The organism is Salsuginibacillus kocurii DSM 18087 (assembly GCF_000377705.1).
GTDB lineage: Bacteria > Bacillota > Bacilli > Bacillales > Marinococcaceae > Salsuginibacillus > Salsuginibacillus kocurii.
This window is the reverse complement of the sequence record NZ_KB898626.1, coordinates 311,249-336,192: the sequence shown is the minus strand read 5'-3', so window position 1 is coordinate 336,192 and position 24,944 is coordinate 311,249. Positions and strand designations below refer to the sequence as shown.

The window sequence follows — 24,944 nt, the reverse complement described above, 5'->3', positions numbered from 1 at the left end:
TTACACATCCAAATTCTGAACATAGTGAGCATTTTCTTGTATAAAATCACGGCGCGGCTCAACCTGGTCGCCCATTAATGTTTCAAACACTTCATCCGCCTTCATCGCGTCTTCAAGCGTAACTTGCAGAACCGTCCGGCCTTCAGGGTCCATGGTCGTTTCCCACAGCTGGGTCGCATTCATTTCGCCTAGTCCTTTGTAACGCTGAATATTTGGTTTCGGCTGACTTGGAATTCTTGCTAGTACTTCCTCTAGTTCTCGTTCCACGTAAGCATATTGAATATTTTTTCCTTGTTTAATTTGATAGAGAGGGGGCTGAGCAATATAGACATATCCCTTTTCAATCAACGGACGCATGTAACGGTATAAGAACGTTAAGATTAACGTCCGAATATGAGCGCCATCCACATCAGCGTCAGTCATAATAATAATGCGGTGGTAACGAGCCTTTTCAATATCAAACTCCTCGCCAATTCCTGTTCCCAACGCTGTAATAATGGCGCGAATTTCATTGTTTGCTAAAATTTTATCAAGACGTGCTTTTTCGACGTTGATTATTTTTCCTCGCAGTGGCAAGATCGCTTGAAAATGACGGTCACGTCCTTGCTTAGCAGAACCGCCTGCAGAATCCCCCTCCACGATATATAATTCACTAATTGAAGCATCTTTCGATGAACAATCGGCTAACTTACCAGGTAAAGAGCTCACTTCAAGCGCGCTTTTTCTGCGCGTGAGCTCACGGGCCTTTTTGGCAGCTTCGCGCGCTCTTGAAGCCATAAGTCCTTTTTCTACAACGCGGCGCCCTGTATCAGGATGCTCATTTAAGAAGCGGTAAAAATGATCAGAAAACAATGAATCTGTAATTGTTCTCGCTTCACTATTGCCGAGTTTCGTTTTCGTTTGTCCTTCAAACTGCGGGTCCTCTAACTTGACCGAGATGATCGCTGTCAAGCCTTCACGCACATCGTCTCCGACAAGGTTCGGGTCATTGTCTTTAAAAAGATTGTTTTTACGAGCATAATCATTGATAACCCGGGTTAAGCCTGTTTTAAATCCAGACTCATGGGTCCCGCCCTCATGTGTACTAATATTATTGGCAAACGAGTATATATTACTGGCAAAACTGTCATTGTATTGGACAGCAACTTCTACAATTACGCCGTCTTTTTCACTTTCGATGTAAATTGGTTCTTCATGGAGTACTTCTTTAGAACGGTTTAAATATTCCACGAAAGAAGCAATTCCACCTTCATAATAGTACTCCACATGTCGGGTCGTTTCATCTTCCACCCGCTCGTCAACAAAATGAATACGCAAGCCTTTATTTAGAAAAGCTAATTCACGCAAACGAATAGCAAGCGTGTCGTAATCAAATGTCGTCGTTTCTTCAAAGATCTCTGGGTCCGGTGAAAAAGTAATAATCGTACCGGTCTTGTCGCTTGTTCCTGCTACCTCAAGGTCCGTTTGCGGCACGCCTTTGGCATAATTCTGTTTATATATTTGTCCATCTCGGTGTACTTCAATATCAAGAGAAGTGGATAGAGCGTTTACTACCGAAGCCCCGACCCCATGAAGGCCGCCAGAAACTTTATAACCGCCGCCTCCAAATTTACCTCCTGCGTGAAGAACTGTCATGATCACTTCAACAGCAGGTCTTCCTGCTTTTTCATGCATTCCTACTGGAACCCCTCTACCGTTATCTTGAACAGTTACAGAGTTGTCGGTCCCAACTTTGATTGTGATCTCGTCACAATAGCCGCCCATTGCTTCATCAATACTGTTATCCACGATTTCCCACACTAGATGGTGCAAGCCTCGGCTAGCTGTAGAACCAATATACATACCAGGCCGTTTCCGCACAGCCTCTAGACCTTCTAAGACCTGTATTTGACTTTCATCATACGATTGTTCATTTGCTGACATAGTTTCACCTTCACTTCCTAGAAAGGAAATCTTAACTAAATTAAAAACAAAAGATCCTTCGCACTTTACCGGCTTGCAACTGAGCAAGAAAAGTAAACCTTGTTTAAGGAATAATTGAGCATAAACAAGGGTTCATAGAAATCATTTCCTTCTTCCAACTGTTTTTAGTTCCCACGCTTGTCAGTCTCTGCCTCTTATTTCCTGCTTTCTACTTTTCTTCTTCTGTGTTTTCTTCTTCGTTTTCTGTATAATCTTCAAATTCACTGATCACTTGGGCCCTTCGTTTTAACGTTAAAGAGGAGATCGGTGAATAATATACATAGCTTTCTGTTACTACTACTGATTTCGTCAGATCTTCAGAGATGATAATTACATCTTGTTTTGATTTTGCCTGTAAGAATTCAACTGTAATTCCATCTGCCTCGTTTGAATCATAATCGAGAATAGCGATAACATCTTTAGAGCGGATCACTTCATCGCCGCCTAAATGAATAAACATCTAAACACCTCTTTCCAATCGCTCTATGGCTCCGTTTGCTACTTCAAATACAGTCGCTTTTGAAAGTGTTTGATGTTCAATGCCTTCAACACTCGTTGAAGTCACAAACGTTTGCACCTTTCCTTGAATGGTATTTAGTAAATGAGACCTCCGGTGTGTATCTAATTCTGAAAGTACATCATCTAACAATAAGATGGGGTAATCACCGATCTCTTCACCAATTAGTTCAATTTCCGCCAGCTTTAAAGCTAATGCCGCTGTACGTTGTTGACCTTGAGAGCCATATGTCTGGACATTGCGCTCATTCACTTTCAAAACAAGATCTTCGCGATGAGGGCCAACCAAAGAGGTGCCGCGGCGCCTTTCTTGTTCCCTCTTGTTCAAAAGAGAGTCCTGGTATGCTTTTACCATTGTTGGCATATCTGTATCATCCGATACCTCCGCAGTGGGCACATATCCAAGCTCCAAGCTTTCAGCATCTCTGCTAATCCCGGCATGGAGCTCTGAAGCCCATTTTTCCAAGGAAGAAAGAAAGCGGAGTCTTCTATGCACAACTTTTGCTGCCGCTTCTGCCAATTGGTCATTCATTACCTCAAGCATCATGCCTGGATCATTTGGCGACCCTTGCCAATCTTTTAACAACTGATTACGCTGCTTTAAAATTCGATTGTACATTGCCAGGTCATGGAGATAAACAGGACTTGTCTGCCCTAGTTCCATATCAATAAAACGGCGCCTCATGATCGGGCCGCCTTTTACAAGATTCAAATCCTCGGGTGCAAACATAACTACATTCATCGCACCAATATATTCACTTAGTTTTCGTTGTTCCAACTCATTGACTTTCACCCGTTTACCGCGTGAAGACAAGATTACCTCGAGTGAGAGAGGTCCCGTTCGTTTTTCGACGTGGCCAGAAATCATTGCTTGTTTTTCTTCCCAGTTCATGAGCTCTTTATCTTTAGACGTTCGATGAGATTTAGCCAACGCCAAAAGGTAGATGGCTTCCATCAAATTTGTTTTTCCCTGAGCATTTTCCCCTACAATTACATTCACAGTATCTTCAAAGTTTATTGAGAGCTGTTTGTAATTACGAAACTGTTTTAGGTGGAGCGATTCAATGTACACAGCTAAAAACCCTTTAAGATCCCTGGACGACTTTAAAGGTTCCAGCTTCTTCTACGTAGATCTCATCCCCAGGGTAAAGTTTACGTCCACGCCGGTCTTCTGCTTCCCCATTCACGATTACCGCAAATTCACTAAGGAACCACTTTGCCATACCACCAGTATCTATGACCGCCGCTTCTTTTAAAAATTGACCCAGGGTAATATAAGAGCTCTGAATTTCAATTGATTCAGCCATTCGTCTGATCCTCCTCAACACATTCTACAACACGCCGATAGAACCCTTTATTTCTGGAAAACCAGACTGTTTGAGCACCCCAGTGCTAAATGGGAGAAGGGTTCTTTCTACACTAAGTCTTTAAGCACTTTATCTTTCTTAACCTGCCGTACTCAAAAAAGCTGCTGAACTGTAGCTGTTTCTTGACAGCCTCTTATTTTCCGATTGCAGCTAGTACAAAAATAAATTCGATCCTGCACTCCTCTCTCCATTTTACTAGACTGAGAATAGAACGCAAATAGGTAGGTGAAATAAAAGTGAAAGAAACACGAACGCCCTCCATTTTTTTATAAGGTTCTGGCAAATCGGGTGGTTTGCACCTCTGGCTACTCGTGTTAACTGTAGGCACCTGTACGTTATCTGCTTTCCCTTCGCTTCGCGCTCGTTTGATGTCGCCTCGCCTTTTGTTTCAATCAGCACTCCCTCTAACAGGATTAAAAATAAAAAGCAAATGAGTCCAGCAAAGGAACTCATTTGCTATAAAAACGATTAATACGTTCTCACCGGAGAGAAAAGGTGCAGCATCTGCTCATGGTCTGTTGGACGAACAACAAAGGGACTCATTGCCCCCGTGAATTGGATATGAATCGTTTCGCTATCGATAACTCGAAGTGCATCCATAATATTTTTCCCATTGAAGGAAATACGCAGTTCTTCTCCTTCAAACCCTTCTACGTTCACATTTTCTTGTACTTTTCCAACCTCTGCTGATACGGAGGAAACCTCAATCAAGTTATTTCCTTCTGCCTTCACATTAATCACATTGTTCTTTGCTTCTTTTGAAAGCAACAGCGCTCGTTCAAGCGATTGTAAAAGTTCTTTTGTCTGGATGGAAAAACTCGTCTTGGACTGCGTCGGGATCATATTATCTGTTACTGGATATTTTCCATCAAGCAAACGTGAAAAGAAAAGTAGATTCTTAAATTTAAAAAGAACCTGTGTTTCTGTAATGACAACATCAATCGTTTCTTCACTATCTTCAAGAATTTTATTTAGCTCATTCAACCCTTTTCCCGGTATTACCACATTTGAAATTTGTAATGGGGTTTCGCTTGCTTCAACTTGAGCTGTTCGCATTGCCAAGCGGTGACTGTCCGTCGCTGTACAGGTTAACGTTTGTCCATCAATGCTAAAGTTTACACCTGTCAACACCGGGCGTGTTTCCTGAGTGGACACTGCAAAAGACGTTTGTCGAATCATGTCTTTTAATAGGTGTTGAGGCAGAGTAAATGTTTGCTCTTCTGTTAATTTAGGAAGGCGTGGATACTCTTCCGGGTCTAATCCATTTAAGTTAAATACAACTGAGTCTGATCGTACTGTTGCTGCAAATTGGTCTTGTACTTCGATTTCAATCGTTGCCCCTGGCAGCTTTTTTATAATATCAACAAAAAATTTAGCCTGTAGAACAACACTTCCAGGTTCTTTTAACGAAATATATTCTTTTTCTTCATCGGCTTGAGGAATAAAAGCTTCAATCGAAACATCTGAATCACTACCAGTAAGAAATAGTCCGTCATCAGCTGCTTCAAGTTTAATCCCGGTTAAAATAGGAATCGTTGTTCGAGAAGAGATCGCTTTATCTACGTGCTGAACGGCGTGGACAAATGCTTCTCTTTCAATACTGAATTTCATTCTTATGACCCCTTTATTATTAATAATATAAAAAATAGTAGTAGTAGTAGGAGGTGTTTGTAGTGTGGATAACTCCAATGAGCCAACGGTAAACAAAGATATTCACATGTGGACAACCTGTGCGCAACTGAATGGTTTTAAAAGAGGTTATTCACATTTTAAGTTTTTCTTTTAATTCTTCAATTTGATCTGAAACAGCTGGCTTGTCGCTCATAACTGATGTGATTTTTTCATGCGCATGAATGACTGTCGTATGATCACGTCCCCCAAATTCATCTCCGATCTTAGGCAGAGAGGAATCTGTTAATTCGCGGGAGAGGTACATAGCTACTTGACGCGCAAACGCAATGCTTTTTGTCCGCTTTTTTGCTGTGATCTCTTCCTGTTTTACTTCATAGTATTCAGCAACTTTGTGTTGGATATCTTTAATCGTAATGACTTTAGGCTTTGCATTTGGAATAATATCTTTTAATGCTTCAGCAGCTAGGTCGGCGTTCATATCTTCATTGACTAATGAAGAATAGGCAACCACGCGGATAAGCGCCCCTTCAAGTTCACGAATATTAGTATCAATTTGGTTGGCAATATAGAGCATAACCTCATTTGGTATATCTAGTTTTTCTGCTTTCGCTTTTTTGCGCAATATGGCGATTCTTGTTTCTAGGTCAGGAGGGGTAATGTCAGTAATAAGCCCCCACTCAAAACGAGAACGTAAGCGATCTTCTAAAGTTGGAATTTCTTTTGGCGGGCGATCACTGGAAATGACAATCTGTTTGCTTTCTTCATGTAAAGCATTAAAGGTATGGAAAAATTCTTCCTGCGTTTGTTCTTTTCCAGCTAAAAATTGAATATCATCAATTAGCAGCACGTCTACATTCCTATACTTATTGCGAAAGTTGACTGCACGGTTATCTCGTATGGCATTAATAAATTCATTCGTGAATTTTTCTGAAGATAAATAAACTACACGTGCTTCGGGATTATGAGAAATCACATAATGGCCAATTGCATGCATTAAGTGGGTTTTTCCGAGTCCTACACCACCGTAAATAAATAAAGGATTATACGCTTTTGCGGGTGCTTCTGCCACTGCTAAAGAAGCTGCATGGGCAAAGCGGTTCCCAGAACCAATAACAAATGTATCAAAGGTGTATTTGTCATTTAACATGCTGTTTGGAGATTCATCTTCTGGAACCTGGCGTTTTGGCGGACGTTTATTCTGCTCCTGTTCGATAAACAAATCTTGCTCATCTTCCGCTTCGGGGATAATAAACTTTACGTGAAGCTCAGCACCTGTTACTTCTTTCAGTGTTTCAGAGATGATATGAGAATACCTGTTTTCAAGCCAGTCACGGGCAAATTCGTTTGGAGCTGTAATAGTGATGGTTTCATCTTCTAGCGCAGTAGCCTTCGTCGACTTTAACCAAGTTTCAAAGCTCGGTTTACTAACCTTCTCTTTGATCGATTCAAGAGCTTGATCCCACAAGTCCGTCAAATTTTCCAATCATGCCACCCTCCTTATGCAATAATTTGTTCCATTCGTTCTATGTACGAAACGATAAGAAAAGCTTCCGTCTCCTGGAAAAGAAGAAGGAAGCTATCAGCTGAACAACAATTAGATAATCATGTCGAATAAACATGCATCCAATGTTATAAAGAGATGCTATCCCCATTTAAATTACTATAGTAGAAAACAGTCTTATCAATAAAGTACACAGAGTTGTGGATAATAGTGTTAGAAGTTTGTGTATTGACATATCCACAAGAGTGGATAAGTTGTGGATAGTGAGAGAGTTCATTCAGAAGTTGTTCACCGAAAAACATAATAATCATATCAAAGATAGCCTGTTAAATCAATGATACATGAAAGTTATCCACATAGCCATAAAACTGTGATAAAAAATTATACACAGGCTTCGGGTATGTGCGCAATTTGTCGATAACCTTGTCGATAACTGCAGACATATGAAAAAGTTGTGCACAACCTGAAATGGAAAAGGTAACGGGAGAAAGAAGAAGTTTGGCATTACATACAAAAATCTCTTATTCAGAACCACCTTGACACTGAAGAAAGAAGTATTTATAATTTACGGGAATGTTTAGACTGAAATTACTACCTCAGGGAGGTGCGAATACATGGGTAAACCGACATTTCAACCGAATAACCGTAAGCGTAAAAAAGAGCACGGATTTCGTGCCCGCATGAGTACTAAAAATGGACGCCAAGTTTTACAGCGCCGTCGCCGCAAAGGACGTAAGGTGCTATCCGCTTAAGACCACTGATATTTAGTGGTCTTTTTTTCACTACAAAAAGGAAAAAGGATAGAAACGGCCGAATTAATATAATGAAAGAATGTAGTATGTAGAAACTGTTTACTTACTAGAAGCTCGCTATTAAGCGAGTTTTCTTTACGCTTTTCTTTTGTGCGGCTCTGTTAAAGGCCAGTGTTTAGTTGAAGCGGAAGGTGAGGGATGGCTGCGTGAATACGGGGTAGGGCGCCCTGAAGGTGCAGAGTGCAGAAGACGATCTAGATGCGTCCCCGCCAAGAAGGTACGGTTGAGCAAACGTGGTGAAGATAACGCCGAAGTCGCACTAGTGTCCGTAGTGCAACCAGCCAGAAGCGAAAATTAACAACGTTTAACAGAGCCTTTTATATAGAATTAAGATCAATTTCGTCTCTTGAAACCAAAAGAGGTGTTAGAAGAGGCGAAAGCAGGTGAGAATGTGAAAAAAGAGTATCGAATCAAGAAAAGTGAAGAATTTAGTGCTGTTTTTCAAAATGGTACCTCTTATGCAAATCAACAATTTGTTGTATATGTGCTGGATAAACCTGGACAGCCTCATCTTCGAGCAGGGTTTACTGTAGGAAAAAAGCTCGGCAATGCCGTAACACGAAATCAAATGAAACGTAAAATGCGGGAATTGGTGCGTATCCATCAAACTCACTTACATCCTGAAAAAGATTATGTACTTATAGCAAGAAAACCAGTCCTGCAATTATCTTTTCAGCAATTAGAACGAAGCTTTATTCACGTCATGAAACGAGCTAAAGTATGGAACCATGAAAATGAGATTTAATTGCAGCACTGTTCCTTTCATATTTATGTGTTCTATATCATTCACCGGTTTGTCACTGTTTCACTCAAAGAATTAGACTTTATTTCTTAATTCCGAAAGTCTAAAATAAAGAGTGTTAAAAGTAGTGGATATGTTTTTCTATCATGAAAAGGTAGGAGATCAATGTCTAAATAGATGCTAGGAGGAAAGACCGTGAGAAAAAAGCTATTACTGTCACTGGTGTTTATAGCCCTCACTGTTTTATTGACAGGCTGTTTCGATATCAATACGCCGGTTACAGATGAATCGGGAGACCGTATTACAGAAGTCGATGGCTTTTGGGCTACTTATTTTGTTTATCCATTATCATGGCTGATTATTAGCTTCGCTGAATTCTTTGGGAATGACGCAGGTTATGGATTAGCAATCGTACTCGTTACGATACTTTTACGTATATTGATTTTGCCGCTTATGATCAAACAAACGAAAAGTGCCAAAGCTATGCAAGAAATACAACCCGAAATGCAGAAGCTACGTGAAAAGTATAGTGCCAAAGATCAAAAGACACAGCAAAAACTGCAGCAGGAAACGATGTCTCTCTTCCAGGAACGCGGTGTTAATCCGCTCGCTGGTTGTTTCCCTATTTTGATTCAAATGCCTATCTTAATCGCTTTTTACCATGCGATTATGCGAACGGAAGCTATTCAGGGTGAACATTTCTTGTGGTTCCCGCTGGGTGAGCCAGATTTCATTCTACCGCTTATTGCTGGAATCACTACGTTCTTGCAACAAAAAATGATGATGGTTCAAGCAAACCCACAAATGCAAATTCTTCTTTACATGATGCCGATTATGATTACAGTCTTTGCCTTTTTCTTCCCGGCGGCGCTTGCGCTCTACTGGGTAATCGGTAACATCTTTATGATTGTACAAACGTACTTTATTACTGGACCTTCTAAGCAGAAAAAAGAAGATGCAAAAGCGGGAGGAGCGAAGTAATTGTGAAAAGTGTACGTGTTTTTGCTCATACGGTTGAACTTGCACTTGAACAAGCAGCAAAAGACCTTCACATCTCTAGAGATAAAGTGAAATACACAGTGATTCAAGAAGCAAAGAAAGGTTTCTTGGGATTTGGCAAAAAAGAAGCAATTATCGACGCCTATTACGAGCCACACCCAATAGAAGTTGCTAAGACATTCTTAACTGATGTATTAAATGACATAATGGTAGAGGCCACCGTCTCTATTTTTGAACAAAAAAACAAAGAGGCTATCCTGCACGTTGAAGGAACAGACTTAGGTGTTCTAATTGGGAAAAGAGGCCAAACATTAGATGCTTTAGAAACGTTAGTCAATATGGCAGCAAACCAGTCCAGCGATCAATCCTACTATATTTCATTAGATGCTGAAGGGTACCGTAAGAAGCGAAAACAGGCTTTAGAACAGCTTGCTGCTCGCAAGGCAGAAGAGGCTCTTGGCCGACGTCATACTATTTCACTTGAACCGATGAATGCAAGAGATCGGAAAATTATCCATCAGGCTCTGCAAAACAAGAAAGGAATCAACACGTATTCCAATGGAGATGAGCCAAAACGGCATATTGTAATAGAGCCGGAGTAGATAGCAAAAATAATAAGAGCTTTTTAAAAGGACCAGCCGAAAAGGAGTTTTTGCCTTCCGGCTGGTTTTTCTATGTAAATAGAAAGAGGCAGACGGGTTTCGAATCAACCATAACGCTTTTTTAGCAACCAGATGTCGTTAGTTTTTCAATTTCCGCGGACGAACGACCTGGCCTCTACTCCTTTAAAAATAAACTGCTTTTTTTCAAAACGTGGAACAACGGTCTTCATAATCGTTGGTAATCCAAAACCTAGTCGATTCGGGAGGCAGCAACAGCGGGAACATGGGCGGCTGAAGAATGTCCGCAATCATCTAAGCCGTAGAGGCGGAAAGGTTTAGCACTGATTTTTTCACTTTATTTAAGAAAATAGCTGAAATTTCCTTTGGTCTTTTCAACCCCTTATGGTATTCTATATTGTTAGGAAGTTAAGAAGTAAATAATCACAGTCTGTTTATGATATATATTAATCTTGGCCACGGAGGCGCCCTGCGCTTTTCGTTGTCCAGCTGCGCGGGCTAACGACTTGAGATCTCTTTCTCCCACCGAGCGGACGCGTCCGCTCGGTGGGAGAGAAGAGCTCTGCCTCGCTAATCAAGCCCGCTCCGCTTTTCTGTCCAGCTGCGGCGCCTAGATGCTCGAGGTTTTTTCTGCCCCTGACTTCGAGGAGCTTGCTCCTCTGTGCAGGTGCTGAAAAACTTGTCGCCTCTGAGCAAGGCGCCTCCGCTTTTCTGTCCAGCTCCGGGCACCATTGGCTTGAGATCCCTTTCTCCCACACTGCGGTGGACGCCTCCTCCTCGGTGGGAGAGAAGGGCTCTGCGCCAATGTTCAGGCGCCCTGCGCTTTTCTATTTAGGAGGTGAGGTTATGGAATTTGATACGATTGCTGCTATATCGACCCCGTCAGGAGAAGGGGCGATTGCGATTGTTCGTATAAGCGGGGATGAAGCCCTCGCTATTGGAGATAAAATTTTTCGGGGGCGCATCACGCTGCGTGAAGCAGAAAGTCACACCATTCATTACGGTAAGCTTATTGAACCAGAGGATAATGAACCGATTGAAGAAGTGATGGTTTCTGTGCTGCGCGCTCCTCGCACATTTACAACCGAAGATGTAATTGAAATCAATTGCCACGGTGGCGTAGTTTCGGTTAACCGAGTCCTCCAGCTCGTGTTGGATCAAGGGGCGCGTTTGGCGGAGCCGGGAGAATTTACGAAGCGTGCCTTTTTAAATGGCCGCATTGACCTTTCTCAAGCAGAAGGAGTCATGGACCTGATCCGTGCCAAAACTGACCGGGCCATGAACGTGGCGTTAAAGCAGGTAGAAGGCCGTTTGGCTGACCAAGTCCGCCGCTTGCGGCAGGAGCTTTTAGAGACAGTGGCTCACGTGGAAGTAAATATCGATTACCCCGAATACGACGCTGAAGATTTGACGATGATGACCTTAAAGGAAAAAGCAGAGAACGTAAAAGGAGAAATCGAACAACTTCTCCAGACCGCCAAACAAGGTAAAATTCTTCGTGAAGGCCTGGAAACTGCTATTATCGGGCGTCCGAATGTCGGGAAATCATCGCTTATGAATAGTCTCGTACACGAAAACAAAGCGATTGTTACGGATGTGCCCGGGACCACCCGAGATGTGCTTGAAGAATACGTGAACGTTCGTGGGGTGCCGCTTCAGCTTATTGACACCGCTGGAATTCGGGAAACCGAAGACATCGTTGAAAAAATTGGTGTAGAACGCTCCCGGCAGGTATTAAAAGATGCCGAATTAATTCTCTTAGTCATTAATGCAGCTGAAGAATTAACGGTAGAAGATGAAGCCTTATTTGAAGCGATTGAAGGCATGAATGCTGTTATTGTGTTAAATAAAACAGACTTGCAAATGTCAGTAGACATGGAGCAGGTAAAACGGCTTGCAAACGATCGGCCGATCATCTATACTTCGCTTCTGCAGGATGAAGGAGTAGATGCACTCGAGCAAGCGATTTCTCATCTCTTCTTTACCGAAGGGGTAGAAGCGAGCGATTTAAGTTATGTCTCAAATGCCCGTCATATCGCGCAGCTACGCCATGCTCAGGGAGCAATTGAAGAAGCGTTGCAGGCAGCGGAGATTGATGTGCCTATTGATATGGTACAGATTGATATTACGCGGGCCTGGGAACATTTAGGCGAGATCGTGGGAGAAAATGCACCGGACCATTTAATTGACCAACTGTTTTCGCAGTTTTGCTTAGGAAAATAAATAGATTGAAGGAGGAAAGCGACATGTCATATGATGGTGGAAATTTTGATGTGATCGTTATTGGTGCTGGTCATGCTGGTGTAGAAGCAGGTCTTGCCTCAGCTCGTATGGGAGCAAAAACCTTGATGCTTACGCTAAACTTGGATGCAGTTGCCTTCATGCCCTGCAATCCGTCGGTAGGCGGACCAGCAAAAGGCATCGTCGTGCGGGAAATTGACGCGCTCGGCGGTGAAATGGCGAGAAACATTGATAAAACACACATTCAAATGAGAATGTTAAATACTGGGAAAGGTCCGGCTGTGCGCGCGCTACGGGCCCAAGCAGATAAATTCTTATATCAGCAGGAAATGAAAAAAACGATTGAAGAGGAAGAAAACCTTCTGCTTCGCCAGGGAATGGTGGAAGAGTTGCTCGTGGAGGATGGTGAATGCAAAGGAGTTATCACCAACACCGGTGCTTCTTACCGCGCGCCGTCAGTGATCGTTACGACCGGCACTTATTTGCGCGGAAGTATCATTATGGGAGATTTGAAGTATGACAGCGGGCCAAATAACATGCAGCCTTCGGTTAACTTGTCTTACCATATGCAGGACCTTGGTTTTGAGATGGTACGATTCAAAACCGGAACCCCTCCACGCGTAAATGGAAATTCGATTGATTATGATAAAACAGAAATTCAGCCCGGAGACGACACCCCGCGGGCCTTTTCATACGAAACAGTTAAATATATCACTGATCAGCTTCCGTGCTGGCTAACGTACACTGGTGAAAAAACGCATGAATTAATTAATAATAATTTGCAGCGTTCCGCGATGTATTCCGGCATGGTCGAAGGCACGGGACCTCGCTACTGCCCATCGATCGAGGATAAGATCGTCCGCTTCCACGACAAGCCGAGCCATCAAATCTTCCTTGAACCAGAAGGCCGCCATACGTCGGAAGTATACGTGCAGGGACTTTCAACCAGTCTTCCGGAAGACGTTCAATTTGACATTTTAAAAACTATTCCAGGATTGGAAAATGTACGGATGATGCGTCCGGGTTATGCGATTGAGTACGATGCAATTGTACCAACCCAGCTGTGGCCGACACTTGAAACGAAAAAAATGCCCGGCCTGTTTACCGCCGGCCAAATTAATGGCACTTCCGGCTACGAGGAAGCAGCGGGACAAGGAATCATGGCAGGCATCAATGCAGCCCGCAAAGCTCAGGACAAAGAAGGAGTTATTCTGAATCGTTCTGATGGTTACATTGGTGTTCTCATTGATGACCTCGTCACAAAAGGTACCAATGAGCCATACCGTTTGTTAACGTCCCGGGCGGAATATCGTTTGCTCTTGCGCCACGATAATGCGGACCTGCGCTTAACTGATTTGGGTTATGAAATCGGCCTTATTTCTGAGGAACGTTACGAGCGTTTCCAAGGGAAAAAAGCAGCGATTGAAGCGGAGAAAAAGCGTTTGGAGAAAACAATCATCAAACCGAACGAAGATGTACAGAAGGTTTTGGAACAAAACGGATCTTCCCCGATGAAAGAAGCGGTCTCGGCTGCACATTTATTAAAGCGGCCGGAACTTGGCTATGCAGAAGTGATAGAGATTGTGCCTCCTGAAACCCAGTTGCCGCCTGATGTCTGTGAACAGGTGGAAATCAAAACGAAATACGAGGGCTATATTGCCAAGCAAATGGAACAAGTCGACCGTATGAAAAAGATGGAAGAAAAGAAAATACCAGAGTGGATTGATTACGGCGAAATCTCAGGACTAGCCAATGAAGCTCGACAGAAGCTAGAAGAAGTTCGTCCGATCTCTGTAGGGCAGGCTTCCCGGGTATCTGGAGTAAATCCAGCGGATATTTCCATTTTACTGGTCTATTTAGAGCAGGGTCGTCAAGCAACTGCAGAAGAAGTAGCTGAAAAAGCGAACGCATAAAACACGTAGTTCGTAACTACTTTACGACTTTTTTGACATGAGAGGTCCGTGCTAGAAGAAAGCACGGGCCTTTTTTTGTTACACTTAAGTAAAAGTTTGTTGATGTGGCTCAGTTTAAACAAGAGTAGACCTTGATAACTAAGAATATCACAGAGCAGCAAACCTTAGTTATAACGCAATTATCAGATTGTCACTAGCTCTTTTACTAGAAGCCATCCTAAAAAAGACTTTAAGCCGAAAGGGAAGATACTACATGACAGCCACTGAAACATTTAAACAATGGGTGGAAGCTAACCATCTCACACTTTCTGCCCACCAAATTGAACAATTTCAAGTTTATTATGAAACGCTTGTAAGCTGGAATGAAAAAATGAATTTAACTGGCATTACCGAGGAAAATGAAGTATATGAAAAACATTTCTATGACTCCCTCACGGCTGCATTTGCTTATGATTTTACGCAGGTAAACAAGGTTGTGGATATTGGAGCGGGAGCCGGATTTCCGAGTGTGCCATTGAAAATTATTTATCCACATGTGGATATTGTCATTGTTGACTCTTTAAAAAAACGTATGACTTTTCTGGACCACCTGGCTTCCAAGTTAGGTATTAGCGGATTTAGAGCTTTGCATAGCCGGGCAGAAGAATTAGGGAAAGTCAAAGAGCATCGGGAGCAGTATGACCTTGCTCTTTCCCGGGCAGTGGCAAGAATGCCGGTATTATTAGAGCTATGTCTTCCTTTTGTAAAAGAAAATGGAATGTTTTTGGCCATGAAAGGCGCAGAAGGTAAAGAGGAGAGGAAAGAAGGAGAGGTTGCTGCCATGCAACTAGGCGGAACGTTTGAGAAAACGTATGAAACTTTTTTGCCAGAAGAGAAAAGTGAACGTCATATACTTCGGGTCCGAAAATCGCACAAAACGCCTGCTAAATATCCTAGAAAGCCTGGCACTCCTGCCAAAAAGCCGTTAAGCTGACGTTTCGATATGGACATCTTTTCTTGCCGTGGTACAATATGACGCAGGTCATTCTACTCGTAAATTTTATAAAATATACCGGTAAGTGGGAGAAGGATTTTTATATTTATTTATCGAAAACTTTCCTATTGTAGCTATTTGAAGGTGGTGGAAGGCAGTGAAACATTCGCTACAGCGTTTCTTTGGTCTCGGTGATGGCAGCGAAGAGTTAGAAGAAGAGAAGGTAGATGAAGCTTACGTCCAGAACCTTCCTATTGAGCAAGTAGTACCAAACCCTTTTCAACCTCGGGAAATCTTTGAAGAAGATAAAATTGCTGAATTGGCACAATCGATTCGTACGCATGGATTATTGCAGCCTATTACAGTGCGCGAACGTAATGGGGAGTATGAAATTATTGCTGGCGAGCGTCGTTTTCGAGCTATAAAGTTGTTGGAATGGGGAGAAATTCCTGCTTTAATTAAAGATTATAATGATACGATCACGGCTAGTTTAGCTTTAATTGAAAATTTGCAGAGAGAAGGCCTGACTGCGGTTGAGGAAGCTCACGCTTATGCACGTTTAATTGAATTACAAGGGTTAACACAAGAAAGTCTAGCTCAGCGTCTGGGAAAAGGACAGTCTACGGTAGCGAATAAACTGCGGCTGCTTCATTTACCAACATCCGTGCAAAATGCGTTGATGAACCGAAGTATTTCAGAACGTCATGCCCGTGCCATGCTCGGCTTAAAAGAAGTAGACAAACAGGAGCTGCTTCTTCGTGAGATTATTGATGGTGAATTAAACGTCAAACAGACAGAAGAACGGATAATAGAGTTAAAAGCAGAGCCTACAGATGATTTAACTGAAAAACCAGCCAAGAAAAAATCAACACGCAAGCTTTATGCAAAAGATACGCGCTTAGCTTTAAATACAATTCGTCAATCTCTTGATATGGTAGAGAAAACTGGGATGTCGCTTGAAACAAACGAAGAGGAGCACGACGATTATATAGAGTTCAAAATCCGTGTGCCAAAACGATAAAACTGCACTGCTTGTATCCTGGATACATCAGGCAGTTTTTTACTTAGGCGAAAAATCAGCTTAGGTAGAAAGCTAGAACGAAGGTTCTTTTTTCGTCTTAACCCACCTCTTTTCATACCAAATAATGAAAACAAAAATATATTCCCCGACACCCTGGGTAAAAGATGCTTGGTTGAATGCTGATGTTTCCCTCATTTGAAGCACAGTTAAAAATCTACAGCGAAATTTCCTGAGTTACATGATAAAATAGATAAGAATGCCAAAAGATTTTTGCAGAGATACATAAAGACCTGTCGTCAACAACCAAAAAAGGTGTTTCAATGTTTGAGAGAGGCGTCCAGGGTAAGGGGAACTTTTCGGCCCTTTGTATCGAGCAAAGCACCAATAACAAATTGTCTCTCACTTTTCTTCCATTAACGAGTTTAACAGCTATAGGGGCGAAGAGAAGTAGAAAAGGCTATGCTTTTCGAGCTTAAGCAAAAGCAAGTTTTTCTATGAGAAAGAAGGTGAAAAGGTGACAAAACGAATTGCCATTGCTAACCAAAAAGGCGGTGTCGGAAAGACTACCTCATCGGTAAATATAAGTGCAAGCTTAGCAAGCATCGGCCATCACGTGTTACTTGTAGACATAGATCCTCAAGGGAATGCAACGAGTGGCGCAGGAGTAGAAAAAGGCGATGTTGACCGCTGTGTGTACAACTTGCTCGTTGAAGAAGCAACAGCGACAGAATTGATCCACCCTTCTTCAGTAGAGCGGCTGGATGTACTTCCAGCTACTATTCAGTTGTCAGGGGCAGAAATCGAGCTTGTACCTACAATATCTAGAGAAGTTCGTTTGCAAAAAGGACTTGCCTCATTAAGTGATCAATATGATTACATCATTATAGATTGTCCGCCTTCACTCGGTCTCTTAACGATTAATGCTTTAACAGCAGCTGACTCCGTTATTATTCCTGTTCAATGTGAATATTACGCTCTCGAAGGGTTAAGTCAGCTTTTAAATACGGTGCGGCTTGTTCAGAAGCATTTAAATACCAACCTTGCTATAGAAGGCGTATTGCTCACAATGCTTGATGCCCGTACTAATTTAGGCTTGCAAGTCATTGAAGAAGTGAAAAAGTATTTTCAGGATAAAGTATACGAAACAGTCATTCCTCGAAATGTAAGACTTGGAGAAGCTCCAAGTCATGGCAAACCGATCGTCGAATATGATCCTCGTTCTAGAGGAGCAGATGTTTATCTTAATTTAGCGAAGGAAGTGGTTGCTGGTGTCTAGAGGTTTGGGTAAAGGTCTAAGTGCATTTTTTCCAGAGGGATGGGAAGAGCAGGAAGACGTAGTTCAAGACATTCCAGTAAAAGAGCTGCGCCCAAATCCCTATCAACCGCGAAAAACATTTCCAAAAGAAGCTATTAATGAGTTAAAGTCCTCTGTTAAGACCCATGGTATTCTTCAGCCTATTATTGTTCGGAAAAGTATCAAAGGCTATGAAATTGTAGTTGGAGAACGCAGATTTCGCGCAGCTCAAGAATTAAAACTTGAAAAAGTTCCAGCAGTTGTTAAAGATTTAACTGATGAAAAAATGATGGAAATTGCGCTCATTGAGAACTTACAACGAGAGGACTTGAATCCATTAGAAGAAGCAGAAGCTTATGAACGATTGATGACTCAGTTGAATGTGACGCAAGAGGCGTTAGCAAAAAGACTGGGAAAAAGCCGACCCCACATTGCTAATCATCTCCGGCTTATCCAATTGCCACCATCAATTCAAAAAAGAATTGTAAACAAACAATTATCGATGGGACACGGACGCGCTCTGCTTGGCTTAAAACGGCCAGAACAACTTGAAGAAGCAGCAAAAGTGATAGAGAAAAAAGGATTGAATGTTAGACAAGCAGAAGAGCTTGTACAACAAATGAATGGCCGTGTTTCACGTGAAACATCTAAAAAGAAAAAGAATGTTTCCCCTTATGTAAAACATCAAGAAGAAACACTGGGCTCTTATTTTGGAACTTCGGTTTCCATTAAACAAGGCAAGAAAAAAGGAAAAATTGAGATTGAATTTTTTACTGAGGATGACCTTGCACGAATATTGGAATTAATCGGGCAAGACGATGAACAATAAAAGTACCTGTGCATTATATTGCTTAGGAGACTGGCTCAACGAAGGCCTACAACACTTTTTCTAGATAAAGGAAAAGTAAGGTCAACGGAGTCAGTTTTTTATGGAGTGAATAGGTTTATTTTTTTGTGTACTGGACAAGGGGTAAATCTTTGTCTGCACACCGTTGTTAAAAAGGTTGATGGTTTGTTCACATGCTGTTAGGACTTGTTCCACGAGTTTGGTGCTGCATGTGTCTCTGGGGGACCGGCTATATTTCACAGCTTCAAGCAGAGCATTTCTTTTAGTTAACGAGGCTTGTTAAGCTAGAGTATAGATAGTAGCTATTGCGTACAGACCGGAAGAGAACCTTATAAAAGCATAAGCCTGAATGTATACTAATGGATTTTGTGATAAAGCGAGGGATAGAAATGATTTATCTTGATCATGCAGCGACTTCTTTTCCTAAAGCACCAGAAGTAGCAGAACGAGTAGCTGAAGCCATTACCAGCTATGCAGCAAACCCTGGCCGCGGGAGCCATAAACTGGCTAAGCAATCTGCTCAAGTGGTATCTGCAGCCAGATCGGAGCTGGCAAAATTATTTGATGTCCCTAGTCCAGAACGAGTGGTCTTCACATCCAGTGCCACCCATGCGTTAAATATTGCCATTCATACCCTGAAGCTAAATGCAGGAGATCATGTAATCGCTACGACGCTTGAGCATAATTCCGTGCGTCGTCCGCTGGAAGATTTAGCTTTGCGTCTCAATGTAAAAATAACGTGGCTGGAACCAACGCTTAATGGTGAGATATTATACGAGCAATGGCAAGAAGCGGCTACTGAGGCCACCAAAGCTGTGGTTACTTGTCACGGCTCAAATGTAACCGGGACAGTACTAAATCTGCAACCATTACAATTATTCATCGAAAATACCGGTTTGCCTTGGGTGCTTGATGCTTCACAAACGGCTGGAGTATTACCTGTACACCTGCAGAAGCTTGGCGCTTCGATGGTTGCTTGTCCCGGCCATAAAGGGTTACTTGGCCCTCAAGGAACGGGGGTTTTACTCCTTGGAGAGCAAGTGGAGCCTATTCCTTTTTTGCACGGAGGAACCGGTATGCAATCTGAAGCAAAACAAATGCCAGAGCAATTGCCTGAACGGCTGGAAGCGGGGACATTAAATACGCCGGGCATTGTCGGTTTGCTTGCAGGAATAGAAGAAGTGTCACGCCTTGGTCTATCAAGCATTTATGAACATGAACGTCAATTGACAGAACGGATCGTCACAGCATTTGCAGAAATTGACGGCTTAGAGGTATATGGGCCTGACCTTGAATCAGAAAGGCTGGGGGTGGTTGCTTTTAAGATGAAAGGGGTAGATGCCCAAGAGGCCGCCCTTATATTTGATTCACATTATGACATTTGTCTGCGCAGCGGCCTGCATTGCTCACCTTTAGCCCACGGTTGGATAAAAACCTCCCCAGAAGGGCTGCTGCGAGCAAGTGTTGGTCCTTATACGACCAAAGAAGAGATTGATACATTTATACGTGCAGCAATAGAAATTTATGAAGGTTTGCGCATGAGTTAGAAAGCGGGAAATAAAATGGTTTTACTTGGAACATTAGTCAATGGAGCAGCTATTATAGTAGGGTGTCTGGCCGGTTTATGTTTTCGGCAGATCCCCGAGCACATTAAAACAGCAGTCATGCAAGTCCTTGCCTTATGCGTAGTTGTTCTTGGTATTGATATGGCTTTAGAGAGCGAGCAATTTATAGTGGTTATCGCCAGTCTTGCCATCGGCGCCTGGATTGGGGAACGCCTGCGCCTTGAAGATGGGTTGAATCGCTTAGGAGAGATGCTAGAGGAGAGGTTGGGCAACTCTAAGGATAGTGAAAAAAGTCTGGCTAATGGTTTCGTTACAGCTACCCTCATTTATGTAGTCGGGGCTATGGCGGTAATTGGCGCTTTAGACAGCGGCTTGCGCTTAGAACATGATGTATTATTTACAAAATCCCTTTTAGATGGATTTACAGCCCTTTTATTTACCACCACACTTGGTATTGGAGTTATTTTTTCGGCTATCCCAGTTGTTTTGTACCAAGGTACCATCGCCTTGTTTGCAGAACAGATTGACAAAGTGATCTCAGAGGAAATGCTAAATTTATTTATTATAGAAATGACTTCGGTCGGCGGTGTGATGATCATAGCGATTGGCTTGCGCATTGCAGGCTTGCTTCATATTCGGGTCGCTAACCTGCTTCCAGCAATAGTGGTCGTGGCTTTGGTTGTCTGGTTCAGCCAACAATTTGGTCTTTACTAATTACGCAAAGAAAGCCCATTAACTAGAGACAGAACGTTTAGTAGAAGGTGTAAGTGAATGAAGAAGAGCTAGTTTGCGGTCAGCTATTAAAAGACTTTCAGCTAACGATTCAGCCATCGCGTTCACTTGATATAAACGAGTGTTTTGCAAAACGATGTGTTCCATTAACCCGACCACATTTACCGTACCGGTAATATAAAAATCTCCTACAGGAGGAAGTTTCTTCTTCATGGCCGCTCCTGGCTGAACGGCTCCTTTGGCAAAAGTAAAACGACCGATATTATTCAATTTGCCCAGGCTTGCGTCTATAGCAAGCACGAAAGGTTTTTCATAGCGGTTATTTATGGCAGCCAACTGCTCTTCCATATTTACAGCGTGAACAGGGTCTTCTAACGTGCCGTGCACACAAAAACGTTTTAAATGATTCTTGTGAAGCATGGAACCAACGAGCGGGCCTAAAGCATCTCCTGTACAACGGTCTGTACCGATGCAGACAATCACTAGCTCTTTAGAAGAAAAAGGTTTGATAATGGTGGTTATCTTTTCTGCTAGAAGGACAGGGTCTTCATCTTTGTAACTATAAAATGGCAGATTCGAAGAGTCACAGCTGAACGTCATAAATATCTCTCCCTTGTCATACTTGTCCTAGTATGGGAAACAAGCTATGGTTTTAAACGTCGCAGCGCAAGGGAGAGACCAAGTTGGTTTTAGCAGGATTTAAATGGATGTTTTTAATTATTGGCACAATGATTGGGGCGGGGTATGCGTCTGGGCGTGAGATCTGGCAGTTTTTTAGTGGGGAAAGTAGTCTTGCGATCGGATTGTTTGCCCTATTGTTCATGGTATGTTTATTGGTAGTTATGACTCTTAGTTATACGATGCATACCAACGATTATATAGGTGTTCTTGAACGTATCGTTGGCCGGCGTATGTCGCATGTGTATGATTTATTAACTGTACTTTATCTTTTTACCACAACTGGTACGATGATAGCAGGAGGAGCGGCAGCACTGGAAATGTTTCATCTTCCCTATTGGGCAGGGATCCTGTTCATTTCTGTCATGCTCGTATGGGTGCTGCGCTATGACGTAGAAGGTGTGACCTCGATCAACGTATTTATGATTCCTGTTTTAATTGTCACCCTTTTAATTACTCTGCTGATGTTTCAATGGAGTGTAGGGGGTTCCTTTCAATTTGAAGCGGTAGAACTTCATTCTATGTCACCCGTTTTTGTCTTTACGGCTTTAAATTTACTTCCTATTGTGGCAGTGATTGCGGGGGTCGGCAGCCGTATACGATCTCACGGCGAGATATGGATCGCTTGTTGTGGCAGCAGCCTTATATTAGGTGTGGTCACCTATCTTTATAATGAGTCCCTTTTAGCCGTTTCAGATGATGTATTATTGTATGAGATTCCGTTGTTTGCTATTTTAAATGCATATCCTTATGTGATGGTTTTATTTATGACTCTTTTGTTATGGACAGCCATCTTTACTACTGCTGCAACGGGACTGTTTGGGTTGGTTCGTCGTCTGCGAGTGGTTTCTCCTCAACCGACTTCGGTATTAGCGGTATTTTCATTACTGGCTATGCTGCCTCTGGCCTGGATTGGTTTTTCGACGTTAGTGTCAACCCTCTATCCAATCTATGGGGTGATTAATCTTTACTTATTGGCAGCTGTTGTTCTATATCCTTTACTACGAAGGATAGGAAAAAAATAAAACGTCGTAATGACCTGATGCTGCTGGGTTGTCAGAACTCTTAAATAGAGGGAGTTCTCCCCCAAGTCCACTCAGGGCAGTGACACCATTTATTTCTTATCATCAGCCTCTTAACTGCAGCGAGCAAAGCAACAAAAAAGTGTGATAAGAAAGGAAATGATGTATAATATAAAAGATTCCATACCAAAAGAAACAAGAGGGAAGGAGACATAGGTGGTGTCAGACTCATCATTTCAACTCTATGATCTTGTCGAAATGAAAAAGGCTCATCCATGTGGAGAGAACCGGTGGAAGATTATACGAATGGGCGCTGACATTCGCTTGAAATGTCAGGGATGCGGGCACAGTGTAATGATGCCACGGCGAGATTTTACGAAAAAAATGAAAAAAATATTGCACCGGCCGGAAAGTAATGAGGCCTAGAGAAGCTGTTTTATAAACGAAACGGCTTCTTTTTATTTAGCCTAACAAAATGGGGGGCAGTAAGAGGTGACAGATGATGTCGTTGACTTAACAGTAACTCTTGGAGTAGAGAATGGAGAAGAAGATATACCGGATCAGCTTACAGATCTAGGTAATAGAAAAGAACGGGCGACCAAGTCATGCTATTTTTGCTTGCAGGTTAAGGCTTTAAAGGGAAGCCCTCTCGACAAACGCGTATGTTCTTTCTATAATGGAGAGCGTATGAATTCAAGTGACCGGGTATTTTTACAAACAAAGGAAGTGTAAATAAATGGCTTTAACAACTGGAATTGTAGGCCTCCCTAATGTGGGAAAGTCCACACTATTTAACGCAATCACTCAAGCGGGGGCTGAATCTGCGAACTACCCATTTTGTACCATCGATCCAAATGTTGGTATTGTTGAAGTGCCAGATGGAAGGCTTTCAACGTTAACAGAGCTAGTAAAACCGAAACAAACTGTACCTACAGCCTTTGAGTTTACAGATATTGCAGGTATTGTTGAAGGAGCCAGTAAGGGGGAAGGCCTGGGCAATCAGTTTCTTTCCCATATTCGTCAGGTGGATGCCATCTCTCATGTTGTACGTTGTTTTGAAGACGGCAATATTACCCACGTTTCCGGAAGCGTTGATCCGATTCGGGATATCGAAGTGATAAACCTGGAGTTGATCCTTGCTGACTTGGAGACGGTAGAAAAACGGCTTGCTAAAGTGGCGAAAATGGCTAAGTCTGGAGACAAAGAAGCAAAAGCAGAAGTAAGTGTACTAGAAAAATTAAAAGAAGCGTTCGAAAACGAGGAGCCTGCCCGAAGTCTGTCCTTAACAGAAGAGGAAGAAAAACTCGTCCATGGCTTCCATTTGCTAACGATGAAACCCGTTTTATATGTAACGAATGTAAGTGAAGAAGATTTGCAAAGCAGTGAAGACAACGCGTATGTGCAAAAAGTGAAGGAGTATGCTGCTGAGGAAAACGCAGAAGTTATTACGATTTGCGCAAGTATTGAAGCAGAAATCGCTGAACTAGAAGGTGATGACCGGACGGAATTCCTTGAAGACTTAGGAATTGAAGAAGCAGGCTTGGATCAATTAATCCGTGCAGCTTATGATCTACTAGGTCTTGCTACGTACTTTACAGCAGGTGAGCAGGAAGTACGGGCTTGGACCATTCGAAAAGGGATGACAGCACCGCAAGCAGCTGGCGTAATCCATACCGATTTTCAACGTGGCTTTATTCGGGCAGAGGTCGTAGCGTATGAAGATTTAATGGAAGCGGGGTCTATGGCTAAAGCTAAAGAAGCGGGAAAGGTACGCTTGGAAGGTAAAGATTACCTCGTAAAAGACGGCGATGTTATTCACTTCCGTTTTAATGTGTGAAGGCAAATGACTGTTTCATAAGGGATTCTTTAAAACCCTGATCCATTTTTGGATTGGGGTTCCTGTATGAGGTCCGGAGAGTAACTGCATCACTTTTGCAAATGAGCAGCCAAAAAACGGACGGGAAGAAATGTGTGAGTAGATGGTTACTCCCGTCTCCAGAGTAGAAGTCAGTAAGTGTACGGGACGGAAGCATAGCCTAACAAAGGGTAAAATGTTACGGGAGAACGCCAATTTTTCATGATAGAGTATTGTATTACCTTAAGAGCTCTGCTATAATAGCAAATTGCGAGTTAAAAACAACAGATTGCTGTTTTTGCTCCTTGCTCCTTATTATGAGGAGCCGTTAAGACCAAAAGGAGGTGACGCACAATGCGTAATTATGAGATTCTTTACATTCTTGCTCCAACTCTTGAAGAAGAAGCGGTCAAAAACACGATCGAACGCTTCAACAAAATTCTCACTGACAATGGAGCTGAGATTGAAAAGGTAGATGAGAAGGGTAAGCGCCGTCTTGCTTATGAAATTAACGACTTTCATGATGGATACTACGTCGTTATTAACGCAAAAGCTTCGACGGAAGCCATCAATGAATTCGACCGCCGCGAAAAGTTAACGGATGATATCATTCGTTCCCTTGTCGTTCGCGAAGACGATTAAAGTTGAAACG

Annotated in this window: 24 protein-coding genes; 17 read left to right on the top strand and 7 right to left on the bottom strand. The window is 42.5% G+C overall.

Annotated elements, in window-relative coordinates:
• The 6 genes from gyrB to dnaA all read right to left on the bottom strand — a co-directional run bounded on the left by gyrB (position 1) and on the right by dnaA (position 6,960).
• Entirely contained in the window at positions 1-1,923 is a 1,923-nt protein-coding gene (gene gyrB, locus D469_RS0110235) for a DNA topoisomerase (ATP-hydrolyzing) subunit B (RefSeq protein WP_018923298.1), read from the bottom strand.
• 208 nt (positions 1,924-2,131) lie between these two features.
• Positions 2,132-2,422, bottom strand: a complete 291-nt coding sequence (remB, locus tag D469_RS0110230; RefSeq protein ID WP_018923297.1) for an extracellular matrix regulator RemB — start codon at positions 2,420-2,422, stop codon at positions 2,132-2,134.
• A complete protein-coding gene (gene recF / locus D469_RS0110225; protein ID WP_018923296.1) occupies positions 2,423-3,550 on the bottom strand; it encodes a DNA replication/repair protein RecF in 1,128 nt (375 codons plus the stop codon).
• A gap of 13 nt (positions 3,551-3,563) precedes the next feature.
• Positions 3,564-3,785 carry a S4 domain-containing protein YaaA gene (gene yaaA / locus D469_RS0110220; protein WP_018923295.1) on the bottom strand — a complete coding sequence of 74 codons (222 nt, stop codon included), beginning with the start codon at positions 3,783-3,785 and terminating at the stop codon, positions 3,564-3,566.
• Between the two features lie 528 nt (positions 3,786-4,313).
• Positions 4,314-5,456: a DNA polymerase III subunit beta gene (gene dnaN / locus D469_RS0110215; RefSeq protein ID WP_018923294.1), complete on the bottom strand. Its 1,143-nt coding sequence runs from the start codon at positions 5,454-5,456 to the stop codon at positions 4,314-4,316.
• A 151-nt stretch (positions 5,457-5,607) separates the two neighbouring features.
• Positions 5,608-6,960, bottom strand: coding sequence for a chromosomal replication initiator protein DnaA (gene dnaA / locus D469_RS0110210; protein ID WP_018923293.1), 1,353 nt, complete (start codon positions 6,958-6,960; stop codon positions 5,608-5,610).
• A gap of 632 nt (positions 6,961-7,592) precedes the next feature.
• On the opposite strand from dnaA, the gene rpmH reads away from it, so the two are divergent.
• From rpmH to D469_RS0110145, 12 genes are all read left to right on the top strand, one after another.
• The gene (rpmH, locus tag D469_RS0110205) at positions 7,593-7,730 is read left to right on the top strand and encodes a 50S ribosomal protein L34 (protein WP_018923292.1); all 138 of its coding nucleotides are present in this window, start codon (positions 7,593-7,595) and stop codon (positions 7,728-7,730) included.
• Between the two features lie 451 nt (positions 7,731-8,181).
• On the top strand, positions 8,182-8,535 hold the full coding sequence (rnpA, locus tag D469_RS0110200) for a ribonuclease P protein component (protein WP_026286198.1): 354 nt from the start codon (positions 8,182-8,184) through the stop codon (positions 8,533-8,535).
• Positions 8,536-8,727: 192 nt separating this feature from the next.
• Positions 8,728-9,513 carry a YidC family membrane integrase SpoIIIJ gene (gene spoIIIJ / locus D469_RS0110195; RefSeq protein WP_018923290.1) on the top strand — a complete coding sequence of 262 codons (786 nt, stop codon included), beginning with the start codon at positions 8,728-8,730 and terminating at the stop codon, positions 9,511-9,513.
• Between the two features lie 2 nt (positions 9,514-9,515).
• A complete protein-coding gene (gene jag / locus D469_RS0110190; RefSeq protein ID WP_018923289.1) occupies positions 9,516-10,133 on the top strand; it encodes an RNA-binding cell elongation regulator Jag/EloR in 618 nt (205 codons plus the stop codon).
• 864 nt (positions 10,134-10,997) lie between these two features.
• Complete coding sequence (gene mnmE / locus D469_RS0110180) at positions 10,998-12,374, top strand: tRNA uridine-5-carboxymethylaminomethyl(34) synthesis GTPase MnmE (protein ID WP_018923287.1); 1,377 nt, start codon at positions 10,998-11,000, stop codon at positions 12,372-12,374.
• 23 nt (positions 12,375-12,397) lie between these two features.
• A complete protein-coding gene (mnmG, locus tag D469_RS0110175) occupies positions 12,398-14,305 on the top strand; it encodes a tRNA uridine-5-carboxymethylaminomethyl(34) synthesis enzyme MnmG (protein WP_018923286.1) in 1,908 nt (635 codons plus the stop codon).
• A 253-nt stretch (positions 14,306-14,558) separates the two neighbouring features.
• Entirely contained in the window at positions 14,559-15,278 is a 720-nt protein-coding gene (gene rsmG / locus D469_RS0110170; RefSeq protein ID WP_018923285.1) for a 16S rRNA (guanine(527)-N(7))-methyltransferase RsmG, read from the top strand.
• 157 nt (positions 15,279-15,435) lie between these two features.
• Entirely contained in the window at positions 15,436-16,299 is an 864-nt protein-coding gene (noc, locus tag D469_RS0110165; protein ID WP_018923284.1) for a nucleoid occlusion protein, read from the top strand.
• A 514-nt stretch (positions 16,300-16,813) separates the two neighbouring features.
• Positions 16,814-17,575, top strand: a complete 762-nt coding sequence (locus D469_RS0110160) for a ParA family protein (RefSeq protein ID WP_018923283.1) — start codon at positions 16,814-16,816, stop codon at positions 17,573-17,575.
• Entirely contained in the window at positions 17,568-18,422 is an 855-nt protein-coding gene (locus D469_RS0110155) for a ParB/RepB/Spo0J family partition protein (protein WP_018923282.1), read from the top strand. The genes D469_RS0110160 and D469_RS0110155 overlap by 8 nt, the downstream gene beginning before the upstream one ends.
• Before the next feature lie 407 nt (positions 18,423-18,829).
• Positions 18,830-19,987: an aminotransferase class V-fold PLP-dependent enzyme gene (locus tag D469_RS0110150; protein WP_040606773.1), complete on the top strand. Its 1,158-nt coding sequence runs from the start codon at positions 18,830-18,832 to the stop codon at positions 19,985-19,987.
• 15 nt (positions 19,988-20,002) lie between these two features.
• Positions 20,003-20,719, top strand: coding sequence for a DUF554 domain-containing protein (locus D469_RS0110145; RefSeq protein WP_018923280.1), 717 nt, complete (start codon positions 20,003-20,005; stop codon positions 20,717-20,719).
• A gap of 18 nt (positions 20,720-20,737) precedes the next feature.
• On the opposite strand, the gene yyaC is transcribed toward D469_RS0110145, so the two are convergent.
• The gene (gene yyaC / locus D469_RS0110140) at positions 20,738-21,337 is read right to left on the bottom strand and encodes a spore protease YyaC (RefSeq protein ID WP_018923279.1); all 600 of its coding nucleotides are present in this window, start codon (positions 21,335-21,337) and stop codon (positions 20,738-20,740) included.
• An 83-nt stretch (positions 21,338-21,420) separates the two neighbouring features.
• Here yyaC and D469_RS0110135 point away from each other — a divergent pair, with 83 nt between their 5' ends.
• The 5 genes from D469_RS0110135 to rpsF all read left to right on the top strand — a co-directional run bounded on the left by D469_RS0110135 (position 21,421) and on the right by rpsF (position 24,934).
• Positions 21,421-22,440, top strand: a complete 1,020-nt coding sequence (locus D469_RS0110135; protein WP_018923278.1) for a YkvI family membrane protein — start codon at positions 21,421-21,423, stop codon at positions 22,438-22,440.
• A 216-nt stretch (positions 22,441-22,656) separates the two neighbouring features.
• Entirely contained in the window at positions 22,657-22,863 is a 207-nt protein-coding gene (locus tag D469_RS0110130; protein WP_018923277.1) for a DUF951 domain-containing protein, read from the top strand.
• A 66-nt stretch (positions 22,864-22,929) separates the two neighbouring features.
• Positions 22,930-23,169 carry a hypothetical protein gene (locus D469_RS0110125; RefSeq protein WP_018923276.1) on the top strand — a complete coding sequence of 80 codons (240 nt, stop codon included), beginning with the start codon at positions 22,930-22,932 and terminating at the stop codon, positions 23,167-23,169.
• A gap of 4 nt (positions 23,170-23,173) precedes the next feature.
• Positions 23,174-24,274: a redox-regulated ATPase YchF gene (gene ychF / locus D469_RS0110120; RefSeq protein WP_018923275.1), complete on the top strand. Its 1,101-nt coding sequence runs from the start codon at positions 23,174-23,176 to the stop codon at positions 24,272-24,274.
• 372 nt (positions 24,275-24,646) lie between these two features.
• Positions 24,647-24,934: a 30S ribosomal protein S6 gene (gene rpsF / locus D469_RS0110115; RefSeq protein ID WP_018923274.1), complete on the top strand. Its 288-nt coding sequence runs from the start codon at positions 24,647-24,649 to the stop codon at positions 24,932-24,934.
• Positions 24,935-24,944: the final 10 nt, after the last annotated feature.